This is a genomic window from Bacillus sp. z14 (2026) (assembly GCF_058313575.1).
In genome coordinates, this window is record NZ_JBZFQK010000010.1 from 1 (window position 1) to 12457 (window position 12457).

10 protein-coding genes, 7 tRNA genes, 2 rRNA genes and 1 other annotated feature (1 of these 20 cut by a window edge) are annotated in these 12457 nt (G+C 40.1%); all 19 genes read left to right on the plus strand.

Annotation, left to right across the window (positions count from 1 at the left end; all coding sequences use genetic code 11):
• Nucleotides 1-10 precede the first annotated feature (10 nt).
• The 19 genes from rrf (AC4G3O_RS18195) to gltX all read left to right on the plus strand — a co-directional run bounded on the left by rrf (AC4G3O_RS18195) (nt 11) and on the right by gltX (nt 12386).
• Nucleotides 11-127, plus strand: a 5S ribosomal RNA gene (gene rrf / locus AC4G3O_RS18195).
• 13 nt (nt 128-140) lie between these two features.
• Nucleotides 141-216, plus strand: a tRNA-Val gene (locus tag AC4G3O_RS18200).
• Between the two features lie 7 nt (nt 217-223).
• A tRNA-Lys gene (locus AC4G3O_RS18205) sits at nt 224-296 on the plus strand.
• An 80-nt stretch (nt 297-376) separates the two neighbouring features.
• A tRNA-Gly gene (locus tag AC4G3O_RS18210) sits at nt 377-451 on the plus strand.
• A 14-nt stretch (nt 452-465) separates the two neighbouring features.
• Nucleotides 466-551 (plus strand) — tRNA-Leu (locus tag AC4G3O_RS18215).
• 8 nt (nt 552-559) lie between these two features.
• Nucleotides 560-636 (plus strand) — tRNA-Arg (locus AC4G3O_RS18220).
• A 6-nt stretch (nt 637-642) separates the two neighbouring features.
• A tRNA-Pro gene (locus tag AC4G3O_RS18225) sits at nt 643-719 on the plus strand.
• Nucleotides 720-731: 12 nt separating this feature from the next.
• Nucleotides 732-807: transfer RNA gene (locus AC4G3O_RS18230), tRNA-Ala, on the plus strand.
• A 3-nt stretch (nt 808-810) separates the two neighbouring features.
• A 5S ribosomal RNA gene (rrf, locus tag AC4G3O_RS18235) occupies nt 811-927 on the plus strand.
• Between the two features lie 253 nt (nt 928-1180).
• Nucleotides 1181-1642 (plus strand): CtsR family transcriptional regulator, encoded by a 462-nt coding sequence (locus AC4G3O_RS18240; RefSeq protein WP_066103078.1) that lies wholly within the window; start codon nt 1181-1183, stop codon nt 1640-1642.
• A gap of 24 nt (nt 1643-1666) precedes the next feature.
• On the plus strand, nt 1667-2200 hold the full coding sequence (gene mcsA, locus AC4G3O_RS18245; protein WP_491136564.1) for a protein-arginine kinase activator protein McsA: 534 nt from the start codon (nt 1667-1669) through the stop codon (nt 2198-2200).
• Nucleotides 2197-3276: a protein-arginine kinase McsB gene (mcsB, locus tag AC4G3O_RS18250; RefSeq protein WP_066103072.1), complete on the plus strand. Its 1080-nt coding sequence runs from the start codon at nt 2197-2199 to the stop codon at nt 3274-3276. Before mcsA ends, mcsB begins: the two co-directional genes overlap by 4 nt.
• A 12-nt stretch (nt 3277-3288) precedes the next feature.
• Complete coding sequence (gene clpC, locus AC4G3O_RS18255; protein ID WP_490559020.1) at nt 3289-5730, plus strand: ATP-dependent protease ATP-binding subunit ClpC; 2442 nt, start codon at nt 3289-3291, stop codon at nt 5728-5730.
• 168 nt (nt 5731-5898) lie between these two features.
• The gene (gene radA, locus AC4G3O_RS18260) at nt 5899-7278 is read left to right on the plus strand and encodes a DNA repair protein RadA (protein ID WP_066103066.1); all 1380 of its coding nucleotides are present in this window, start codon (nt 5899-5901) and stop codon (nt 7276-7278) included.
• Between the two features lie 4 nt (nt 7279-7282).
• Nucleotides 7283-8353 carry a DNA integrity scanning diadenylate cyclase DisA gene (gene disA, locus AC4G3O_RS18265; RefSeq protein WP_490997160.1) on the plus strand — a complete coding sequence of 357 codons (1071 nt, stop codon included), beginning with the start codon at nt 7283-7285 and terminating at the stop codon, nt 8351-8353.
• Nucleotides 8354-8549: 196 nt separating this feature from the next.
• Complete coding sequence (locus AC4G3O_RS18270) at nt 8550-9644, plus strand: PIN/TRAM domain-containing protein (protein ID WP_066103060.1); 1095 nt, start codon at nt 8550-8552, stop codon at nt 9642-9644.
• Between the two features lie 33 nt (nt 9645-9677).
• Nucleotides 9678-10379 (plus strand): 2-C-methyl-D-erythritol 4-phosphate cytidylyltransferase, encoded by a 702-nt coding sequence (gene ispD / locus AC4G3O_RS18275; RefSeq protein WP_140462333.1) that lies wholly within the window; start codon nt 9678-9680, stop codon nt 10377-10379.
• Nucleotides 10372-10848, plus strand: a complete 477-nt coding sequence (ispF, locus tag AC4G3O_RS18280; protein WP_066103055.1) for a 2-C-methyl-D-erythritol 2,4-cyclodiphosphate synthase — start codon at nt 10372-10374, stop codon at nt 10846-10848. The genes ispD and ispF overlap by 8 nt, the downstream gene beginning before the upstream one ends.
• An 80-nt stretch (nt 10849-10928) precedes the next feature.
• The gene (gene gltX, locus AC4G3O_RS18285; protein WP_066103052.1) at nt 10929-12386 is read left to right on the plus strand and encodes a glutamate--tRNA ligase; all 1458 of its coding nucleotides are present in this window, start codon (nt 10929-10931) and stop codon (nt 12384-12386) included.
• Between the two features lie 42 nt (nt 12387-12428).
• Nucleotides 12429-12457: a binding site (T-box leader), on the plus strand; it runs 213 nt beyond the window's last position.

Below are 12457 nucleotides of genomic sequence, written 5' to 3' on the forward strand. Positions count from 1 at the left end.
AACCAAATAGTCCGGTAATGATGGCGAAGAGGCCACACCCGTTCCCATTCCGAACACGGAAGTTAAGCTCTTCAGCGCCGATGGTAGTTGGGACGCGAGTCCCTGTGAGAGTAGGACGTTGCCGGGCTATTTTTTATATTGGAGGATTAGCTCAGCTGGGAGAGCATCTGCCTTACAAGCAGAGGGTCGGCGGTTCGATCCCGTCATCCTCCACCATTATTGTGAGCCATTAGCTCAGTCGGTAGAGCATCTGACTTTTAATCAGAGGGTCGAAGGTTCGAGTCCTTCATGGCTCATTTTTTATAGATAAATAAGCGAGTGAGCAGGAACGATAACCTCATTGGCCTAAGTTCTTATCACTGCTTTACTGTATAATGCGGAAGTAGTTCAGTGGTAGAACATCACCTTGCCAAGGTGAGGGTCGCGGGTTCGAATCCCGTCTTCCGCTCCAATGCCAAGTTATATGCCGGGGTGGCGGAATTGGCAGACGCACAGGACTTAAAATCCTGCGGTAGGTGACTACCGTGCCGGTTCGAGACCGGCCCTCGGCACTCTATATGCGCCCGTAGCTCAATTGGATAGAGCGTTTGACTACGGATCAAAAGGTTAGGGGTTCGACTCCTCTCGGGCGCGCCATTATATCGGGAAGTAGCTCAGCTTGGTAGAGCACTTGGTTTGGGACCAAGGGGTCGCAGGTTCGAATCCTGTCTTCCCGACCATTTTAAAAATTTGGGGCCTTAGCTCAGCTGGGAGAGCGCCTGCTTTGCACGCAGGAGGTCAGCGGTTCGATCCCGCTAGGCTCCACCATAGTCCGGTAATGATGGCGAAGAGGCCACACCCGTTTCCATTCCGAACACGGAAGTTAAGCTCTTCAGCGCCGATGGTAGTTGGGACGCGAGTCCCTGTGAGAGTAGGACGTTGCCGGGCAGCCAAAACCAGTTCAAATTGAACTGGTTTTTTTGTATTTTAGGGAAAAAAGATCCTTTTTACAGGAAGGTTTCAGGGTTTTAAAAAAGGAAATTTGGGTAGAATTGAAGTATTGGTTTTTTATAAAAAGGTTAATTGTGCAGTATACATATAATAAGTTAGAGTAAAGTATAATGATTGCCAAATTGAGGATGCTTTTGTATAATTATAGTCAAATATAGTCAAAGTCAAAACAGTGAGAGGGGGAGCCTATATGAAAAATATATCCGATATTATTGAAAATTATTTGAAGAGCGTTCTCGATATAAGCGAGAAAGAATTGGTAGAGATAAAAAGAAGCGAAATTGCTGATAAGTTCCAATGCGTTCCCTCTCAAATTAATTATGTGATCAATACTCGTTTTACAATCGAAAGAGGTTATCTGGTAGAAAGTAAACGGGGTGGTGGGGGTTATATTCGTATAATGCGGGTACAGTCCCATGACAGAGCACATTTAATTGAACAAATCAGTAATTTGGTTGGACAGCGTATCTCTCAAAGTAATTCTGAAGATTTAATTGGCAGATTAGTTGAGGAAGAAGTTATATCTTCACGGGAAGCAAAAATCATGTTGAGTGTAATGGACCGTTCTGTACTCCATTATGATTTACCTGAACGAGATGAATTGCGCGCGCGAATCTTAAAAGCGATGTTTATGACATTAAGGTATAAATGAGTTGCTACGGAGAGGGTGAAAACAATGCTTTGTCAGGAATGTAACGAAAGACCCGCTACGATGAAGGTTACAAAAATCGTTAACGGCAAACAAACGGAAGTAAACCTTTGTGAATATTGTGCTGAAGAAAAAGGCGATTTTTTTTCATTCAATAATCTGTTAGCAGGTTTATTAAATATGGGATTAGGTATGAAATCAGCCAACTCTAAATCTCCCTTTAGTAATGAAGATCAACTGACATGTCCCCATTGTGGATTAACATACCGTGAATTTGTTAATATCGGTCGGTTTGGATGTTCGGAGTGCTATAAGACATTCAATCCATATTTGGAATCCATATTAAGAAAATTGCATGGAGGGAATGTCCATCATAACGGAAAAATTCCTAAACGTGCTGGCGGAACTATACATATAAGAAAGCAAATAAATGATTTAAAGGCTCAAATCAATGATTATGTTGAGGCAGAGGAATTTGAGAAGGCAGCAGAAGTCAGGGATCAGATTCGTTCATTAGAGAAGGAAATTGAAGCCTCTCAAGAAGGGGGCGAACAAAAATGACAATTGAACACTTTATGGAAAATGCCATCAGTTCATGGATGAACCAGGAAGGGCCGGAATCGGATATTGTATTGAGCTCAAGAGTCCGGCTGGCCAGAAACGTAAAAAATGTTGCCTTTCCGATTGTTTTTTCACAGGAAGAAGCCAAAAGATTACTAAAAAAAGTTGAAGATCGTATTGGCGGTCAGTATCTTTCAGGATTAGGACATTTGGAAATGGTAAAAATGATAGATCTAAATCCATTAGATAAGCAAGTACTGGTAGAAAAACATTTAATAAGCCCTCTGTTGGCAAAACATAAAGATGTAGGTGCCTGCCTTATTTCAGAAAATGAAGAAGTCAGCATAATGGTTAATGAAGAAGATCATATCCGAATTCAATGTCTATATCCTGGACTGCAAATTTCTGAAGCTCTCGAAGTAGCAAGCAGAATTGATGATTGGGTAGAGAGTGAATTGGACTATGCATTTGACGAAAAGATTGGATATCTAACAAGTTGTCCAACGAATGTTGGAACTGGATTAAGAGCATCTGTCATGGTTCATTTACCGGGCATTGTGTTAACAAGACAGATAGACAGAGTGGTATCTGCTATTAATCAATTAGGATTGGTTGTGCGCGGTATCTATGGTGAGGGCAGCGAGGCACTGGGAAATATATTTCAAATATCCAATCAAATGACGCTCGGAAAGACCGAGGAAGACATCGTTGATGATTTAACCAGTGTAGTGGAACAGATTATTATGCAGGAAAAGGCAGCAAGGGACACATTAGTACAATCATCAAACATACAATTGGAAGATAGGGTTTTCCGTTCACTTGGTATACTGTCTCATGCCAGAATCATTGAATCCAAGGAAGCGGCAAAATGTTTATCAGATGTTAGATTAGGTATTGATTTAGGTTACATTCCTAATATATCTAAACATATATTAAATGAATTAATGATTGTTACTCAGCCTGGATTCCTTCAGCGATATGCAGGAGGGGAGTTAAATTCAAAAAACAGGGATATTCGAAGGGCTACTTTAATCAGGGATCGATTATTGATGGAAGATAAAACACAAGATGAATAGGAGGAAAACATAATGATGTTTGGTCGATTCACAGAAAGAGCACAAAAAGTATTGGCACTTGCACAGGAAGAGGCAATTAGGCTTGGGCATAATAATATTGGCACTGAACATATCTTGCTTGGTTTAGTGAGAGAAGGGGATGGAATAGCTGCTAAAGCGCTCTATGCTCTTGGGTTAAGTCCTGAAAAAATTCAGGAAGAGGTTGAGAGCCTGATTGGTAAGGGATCTGAGACTGTACAAACTATTCATTATACTCCTCGTGCTAAAAAAGTCATTGAATTGTCTATGGATGAAGCCAGAAAGCTGGGACATTCTTATGTAGGTACTGAACATGTCTTATTAGGGTTAATTCGCGAAGGCGAAGGTGTAGCAGCCCGTGTTCTGAATAATCTGGGTGTAAGTTTGAATAAAGCAAGACAACAGGTATTACAACTCTTAGGCAGCAATGAAGCAGGTATTCATCAGGGAGGATCATCTTCTGCAGCAAGCACGCCTACCTTGGATAGCCTTGCCCGTGATTTGACTGCGATTGCGAGAGAAGGCAGCCTGGATCCGGTAATAGGAAGAAATAAAGAAATACAACGGGTTATTGAGGTATTAAGTCGTCGTACTAAAAATAATCCTGTGCTTATTGGTGAACCGGGAGTCGGTAAAACAGCAATTGCAGAAGGACTCGCCCAACAAATCATTAATAATGAAGTTCCTGAGATCCTTCGAGATAAAAGAGTTATGACACTCGATATGGGGACAGTTGTTGCCGGTACGAAATATCGCGGTGAATTTGAAGATCGCCTTAAAAAAGTGATGGATGAAATTCGTGCTGCAGGTAATGTTATTCTGTTTATTGATGAACTCCATACCTTAATTGGTGCAGGCGGAGCCGAAGGAGCAATTGATGCCTCCAATATTCTAAAACCTTCATTGGCTAGAGGGGAATTGCAATGTATCGGAGCCACAACACTTGATGAATATAGAAAATATATTGAAAAAGATGCAGCTTTGGAAAGACGCTTTCAGCCAATTCAGGTTGACGAGCCAACAATTGAGGAATCTATCCAAATACTTAAAGGCTTGCGCGATCGCTATGAGGCACATCACAGAGTATCAATCACAGATGAAGCAATCGATGCTGCAGTTAAGCTATCTGATCGGTATATCTCCGATCGGTTCCTACCAGATAAGGCAATTGACCTGATTGATGAATCAGGTTCCAAGGTAAGACTCCGTTCCTACACTACGCCGCCTAATTTAAAGGAACTTGAAGTTCGCCTGGAAGAGGCACGAAAAGAGAAGGATGCGGCTGTTCAAAGTCAGGAATTTGAAAAAGCGGCATCATTGCGTGATATCGAACAAAAATTACGTGAAGAACTTGAGAATACAAAACGTGAATGGAAAGAGAAACAAGGGAAAGAAAACAGCGAAGTTACTGTAGAAGATATTGCGCACGTTGTATCGAGCTGGACTGGTATACCGGTTACGAAGCTTGCACAAACTGAATCTGATAAGCTTCTGAATATGGAGGAGATTCTCCATAACCGTGTGATTGGTCAGGAAGAAGCAGTTATAGCTATTTCTAAAGCTGTGCGTAGAGCAAGAGCTGGACTGAAAGATCCTAAACGTCCAATCGGGTCATTTATCTTCCTTGGTCCTACAGGGGTTGGTAAAACAGAATTAGCTAGAGCACTGGCCGAATCAATGTTTGGCGATGAAGATGCAATGATTAGAATTGATATGTCTGAGTATATGGAAAAGCATTCAACATCCCGCCTTGTTGGGTCACCTCCAGGATATGTTGGGTATGAGGAAGGCGGACAATTAACAGAAAAGGTTCGTCGTAAACCATATTCCGTTGTGCTTCTTGACGAAATTGAAAAAGCGCATCCGGATGTCTTTAATATCCTGTTACAGGTATTAGAAGATGGACGTCTGACAGATTCAAAGGGTAGGACAGTTGATTTTCGTAACACAATTTTGATTATGACTTCCAATGTCGGAGCTCACAGTTTGAAAAAGAATCGTTATGTTGGGTTCAATATGCAGGATCAAGGCCAGGATTATAAAGATATGAAAGGCCAGGTTATGGAAGAATTAAAACGTGCTTTCCGTCCAGAATTCCTAAACAGAATTGATGAGATTATTGTGTTCCACTCTCTGGAAAAAGAGCATTTGAAATCGATTGTTACGTTGCTGGGTGACCAGCTGATTAAACGCTTGGCTGAGCAGGATATTAATCTTGAATTGACGGAAGCGGCAAAAGGAAAAATTGTAGAAGAAGGCTATGATCCTGATTATGGAGCACGTCCTTTGAGAAGATCTATCCAAAAACATGTTGAAGACTTCTTATCAGAACAACTGTTGAAAGGAAAGATTGAAAAAGGTAAAAAAATTACTATCGATGTGGTTGATGGTGAGTTTACTGCCAAAACAGGGGATGAAGTAATAGCTGCTAAGTAAGAAATATTGGTTTGAGGGCACTGCCATAGGGTTGTGCCCTTTCCTTACAGATAGCTATAAATACTTTATAATGACAAATAATAAGAATAAGAATAGCGATATAATCCGTAAAATAAAAAGAGAAGCACATAATTAGTTAATTTATTCCCCGGAGAGGATTAAAGAAATATGGCAAAAAAGAAAACGAAATTTATCTGCCAAAGTTGTGGATATGAATCAGCAAAATGGATGGGGAAATGCCCTGGCTGTAATGAATGGAATACCATGACAGAGGAAATTGAAATAACAGCTAATAAAAATCAGAGACGTACAGCTTTTACCCATTCGGATCAGGCAATGGCGAAACCTACATCGATTACTTCCATAGGTACGGAGCAGGAACCTCGCGTATTGACAGATTCAAATGAACTCAATCGTGTTCTTGGAGGAGGAATTGTACCTGGGTCCTTATTATTGATAGGTGGAGATCCAGGAATTGGAAAATCTACTTTATTACTGCAGGTTTCATCCCAGCTAGCGAATAATAATTACGATGTTTTGTACATATCTGGCGAAGAATCAGTGAAGCAAACAAAACTGAGGGCTGTTAGACTAGGGGTATCTTCAGACCATCTCTATGTTTATTCTGAAACAGATATGGGGATGATTGAACAAGCTATCAATGAAATGAACCCTAATTTTGTCATAATCGACTCTATTCAAACAGTATTCCATCCTGATGTAACATCTGCTCCAGGCAGTGTATCACAGGTTCGTGAATGTACAGCTGAATTAATGAGACTGGCTAAGACAAAGGGAATTGCAATATTTATTGTTGGCCATGTTACAAAAGAGGGTAATATTGCCGGACCGAGACTATTGGAACATATGGTGGATACCGTGCTCTACTTTGAAGGGGAACGTCATCATACTTATCGTATTCTAAGGGCAGTCAAGAACAGATTTGGTTCTACAAATGAAATGGGTATTTTTGAAATGAAGGAAGAAGGATTGGAGGAAGTTTTGAATCCTTCGGAGATATTCCTCGAAGAACGTTCTCAGGGTGCAGCGGGTTCAACTGTCGTAGCTTCGATGGAAGGAACACGGCCCATACTTGTAGAAATACAAGCCCTCATTTCTCCATCTATCTTCCCTAATCCAAGAAGGATGGCAACAGGAATTGACCATAATCGTGTCTCTTTGTTAATGGCTGTTCTGGAGAAAAGAGTTGGTCTCTTACTTCAAAACCAAGATGCATATTTAAAGGTCACCGGTGGAGTAAAGCTGGGTGAGCCTGCTGTAGATTTGGCTGTAATTGTCAGTATAGCTTCAGGCTTTAAAGACGTACCTACTAGAGCAACGGATTGCATTGTTGGTGAAGTTGGATTAACCGGTGAAGTTAGAAGGGTATCGCGGATAGAACAAAGAGTAAAGGAAGCAGCGAAGCTTGGATTTGAGCGTATTATCGTGCCTGCCAATAATTTGGGTGGCTGGAAACCTCCGTCAGAAATCAAAGTGATTGGAGTCAATTCGGTAAGCGAAGCTTTAAAATATGCATTAGGGGGTTAAGGTAATGGATAAAAAGGCAGCAGAAAAAGCCAAGGCGCAAATCATTCAATTGGTATCCCCAGGCACACCCTTTAGAGAGGGCCTTGATAATGTTTTGCGTGCCAATACGGGTGGATTAATTGTGGTTGGATATAACGATAAAGTTAAATCCCTTGTAGATGGAGGATTTAAAATCGGCTGCCCTTTTTCACCCAGTTATCTATATGAATTAGCTAAAATGGATGGAGCCATTATCCTTAATGAGAAAGTGGAGACCATTATGCTTGCGAATGCCCATCTTGTACCAGATAAAACGATACCTTCAATGGAAACCGGAATGAGGCATCGAACAGCCGAGAGAATTGCTAAAGAGACGAAGGCATTGGTAATAGCTATTTCTCAACGAAGAAATATCATTACTCTTTATCAAGGAAACTTTCGATACGTGCTGAGGGAATTGTCTGTGATATTAACAAAGGCTAATCAAGCGATGCAAACACTTGAACGGTATCGTTCTGTTTTGCAGGAAAGTATTCATAATTTAAGTAAGCTGGAATTTGAAGAGATGGTAACATATGCGGATATTCTATATGTAATGCAGAGGCTTATAATGGTTATGAGAATTAAAACCGAGCTTTTGATTTATATGAATGAATTAGGTGTTGAAGGAAGGCTGCTGCGTTTGCAATTACATGAAATGCTGCATGTGGTGGAACAGGAGGTAATGCTTGTCTTAAAGGATTACACAATTGATCCGGAGGGCCTTAAGCCAGAACAGGTTTTTCAGGCGTTTGTTGATTTATCCTATTCAGAATCTGTTGAGGACACAGCTATCATGAAAACTCTTGGGTATACAGGGTTTGTACCGATGGAACAGATCGTCTCACCCTGTGGGTATCGGGCCCTTCATAAGATACCAAGGCTGCCCTTCAGTATCATCCATAATCTCGTAAAGAGGTTTGGCAAGCTATCTAATTTGTTGAATGCAAGCGTAGCGGATTTGGATGACGTAGAGGGTATAGGAGAAGTAAGAGCTAAAAAAATCCACCATGGGCTGAGACATATAAAAACAGAAATTGGGCAGCACAGCTTATAAGATAAGATAAAATATGGAAGTTCTGACATCTATCTGACGTATAATCAGGTTATAATAATAGATAATGCATAAAAAAGGCTGATATATGCTTTTTGTTACAGTGTAATTACATCTTCTTTACAGCAAGTTAATTAATGGGTAAAAACTATTAAAGCAGGAAAGTCCTCGTTTATAATTATTAATGGGAGGTGAAGGAATGTTAAAAAGAATTATACAACTGTGTTTCTTAATCGTAGGAGGAGCTATAGGAATCATCGTATTGCCAGATTTATTTTCATTAATTACTGATAATTCATTTATTACTAATCCTATTTTTACTGGTTTCGCAGGTGCAATTATTTTTTATATCATTACTTTCTGGATGGTTGATCATGTAGTACATTTCATTAAATGGGTGGAAGAACAATTAATTATTGCTCCCATCACGGATATTATATTTGGAAGTATGGGGCTTTTACTTGGCCTTCTATTGGCCTTCCTTATTGGTCTTCCGCTGAATTCAATTCAGTTACCGATCATCAACACAGTCGCTCCAATTCTCTTGACTTTAATATTTGGTTATTTAGGCTTCCAGGTGGGCTTTAAAAAACGGGATGAGCTAACCAACCTTGTGACTAACTCGGTTAAAACAAGGAAAAAAGGTACAGAGCAAGATGGCGATACAGAAGCAGCTCCATCCAATATAAAAAGGAAAGTTCTCGATACAAGTGTAATTATCGACGGACGTATTGCAGATATTTGTAAAACTGGCTTTTTGGAAGGACCTATCGTTATTCCACAATTTGTGCTTGGTGAATTGCAGCATATTGCTGATTCTTCCGATGCACTGAAAAGAACAAGGGGAAGAAGAGGGCTCGATATTCTGAATAAAATCCAAAAAGAGCTTCCAATTGAAGTCGAGATGTATGAAGGTGACTTTGAAGACGTACAGGAAGTAGATAGTAAGCTGGTCAAATTAGCCAAGGTATTGGACGGTATTGTTGTGACCAATGACTTCAATTTAAATAAAGTCTGTGAGTTCCAAAATGTTCAGGTATTAAATATTAATGATTTAGCAAATGCAGTTAAACCGGTGGTTATTCCTGGTGAAGAAATGCTCGTCCAGGTTATCAAGGATGGGAAAGAGCAAAATCAGGGTGTAGCGTATCTGGATGACGGAACGATGATTGTGGTTGAAGAAGGCCGAAATTATATCGGTAAGAAGATTGAGGTCATTGTTACATCCGTTTTACAGACTTCGGCTGGACGTATGATATTTGCGAAACCAAAATTATTGGAAAAAGCATTATAAGAGAAATAGCTATCGATGATATAGGAGTAGAAGATGGATTATGAAGTGATTATCCCTGCAGCTGGGCAAGGGAAAAGAATGAAGGCAAGTAAAAATAAGCTTTGGATTGAACTGAAAAATAGCCCGATTATCGCACATACCTTGTCTGTGTTTGGCACGGATAAGCATTGTAAACAAATTATTTTGCCAATCAATCCTGCTGAAAAAGAAGAATTTAATAGGCTGATCAAAACATTGTCACTACCGACTCCTATTGTATTGATAAATGGCGGCAGCGAGCGGCAATATAGTGTCAGTAATGGGTTGAAAGCCTTAAGTGACGAGGCAGAAATCGTCCTCGTGCATGATGGAGCAAGACCGTTTATTAATCATTCTATGTTAAGAAATTTAATTGCTGATGCAAAAGAGTTCGGTGCAAGTGTGTTAGCTGTACCTGTTAAGGATACGATTAAACAAGTCAGAGATACCATGGTAGAGAAAACAATCGATCGATCAAGCTTGTGGGCAATTCAAACCCCGCAAGCTTTTCGTGTGTCTCTGTTAAAAGAGGCACATGAGGCAGCGGTTAGCGCAAATTACCTTGGAACAGATGATGCGAGTTTGGTTGAGCAGATTGGGAAGAGAGTAGCCATAACAGAAGGAAATTACGATAATATTAAAATTACCACACCAGAGGATCTATATTTTGCTGAAGCGATTCTGGAGAAAAACTTAAAAGGAGACCGTCATGTTTAGAATAGGACAAGGTTTTGATGTACATCAATTAGTAGAAGGACGACCATTGATTATTGGGGGTATTACTATTCCTAATGATAAAGGATTGCTTGGGCATTCTGATGCGGATGTTCTGCTCCATACTGTAGCAGATGCATGTCTGGGTGCTGTCGCAGAGGGAGATATTGGCAAGCATTTTCCGGATACTGACCCGGCTTTTAAAGATGCCGATTCTAAAAAGCTTTTAACTCATGTATGGAAACTTGTAAAGCAAAAGGGATATAAGCTAGGCAATATTGATTGCACAATCATTGCAGAGCGGCCGAAAATGCGCCCTTATATCGATCAAATGCGTGAAGTGATAGCCGGTCTACTTGAAGGTGACATGGAACAAGTAAACGTAAAAGCTACTACAACTGAAAAGCTTGGATTTCCAGGCAGAGGTGAGGGCATAGCGGCTCAAGCTACGGTTCTTTTAATAAAAGAATAGAACTGGTGGTTTTAAACCAGATTAAAATAGTGGTAAAATGAATCCTACTTAGGTACTTTATCATTTGGGAGGAAATATTAATGACTAGCAGTATACGTGTTCGGTACGCTCCAAGTCCAACTGGACATCTTCATATCGGTAATGCCAGAACAGCTTTATTTAACTATTTATTTGCACGCAGCCAGGGTGGCAGCTTTGTTATAAGGATTGAAGATACAGACCAAAAAAGAAATATTGCCGGTGGAGAAGAAAGCCAATTAAAGTATTTGAAATGGCTGGGCATGGATTGGGATGAAAGTGTCGATGTACCTGGTGCATATGGACCTTATCGCCAATCAGAACGTACTCATATTTATGAGGAATATTATCGTGATCTTATTAAAAGAGATATGGCTTATAAATGCTATTGCACAGAAGAAGAACTAGAACAAGAACGTGCGGAACAGATGGAACGTAATGAAACTCCGGCTTATTCGGGTAAATGTCGCCATCTGACAGAAGAAGACCATGCAAGGCTCGAAGCGGAAGGCAGAAAGCCAAGCATTCGCTTTGTTGTTCCAAAAGGTAAAGTATACACATTCAATGATATGGTTAAAGGTGATGTATCGTTTGAATCTGATGGCATTGGAGACTTTGTCATTATTAAAAAAGATGGAATTCCTACGTATAACTTTGCAGTAGCAATTGATGATCATTTAATGGAAATATCTCATGTACTTCGCGGAGATGACCATATCACCAATACGCCTAAGCAATTGATGGTTTATGAAGCCTTTGAATGGGATCCTCCTGTTTTTGGCCATATGACATTGATTGTCAATGAGAGCCGTAAAAAATTAAGTAAGCGTGATGAATCCATTATTCAGTTTATCGAGCAATATGAAGAACTTGGCTATTTGCCTGAGGCTCTGTTTAATTTTATTGCGCTTTTAGGATGGTCTCCAAGCGGTGAGGAAGAAATCTTCTCGAAGGAAGAATTTATCTCAATCTTTGATGCAGACCGATTATCTAAATCACCAGCTTTGTTTGATAAACAAAAGCTTACGTGGATGAATAATCAATACATGAAAAAGGTTGATACGGAACGAGTGCTTGAATTGGCGTTGCCTCATTTACAGCAAGCAGGTCTTGTACCAACTGAAATGTCTGAGGAAGAACATCATTGGGTACAAAAGCTTATAGCTTTATATCAGGATCAAATGAGCTACGGAGCAGAAATCGTGGACCTATCAAGCATCTTCTTTAAGAAAGAGATTGTTTATAATGATGAAGCGAAGGAAATACTGGGAGAAGAACAGGTTCCTGAGGTATTGAAGGCCTTCCTTGATGAAGTAAAGAGTATGCCTGAATTTGTTGACAGTGAGATTAAGGCAGCAATTAAACGAGTGCAAAAAGAAACAGGCCATAAAGGCAAAAAATTATTTATGCCTATCCGTGTAGCGGTAACCGGACAAGCTCACGGTCCTGATCTGCCAAAAGCAATCGAGCTTTTCGGCCGCAATCGAGTGATTTCTCAATTAGAAGAACTTTTACGTTAACATTTTAACCGTAATATAATATAGTATAATTAAACATTCATACTTAAAGTGATGAATGGGGATAAGTAGGA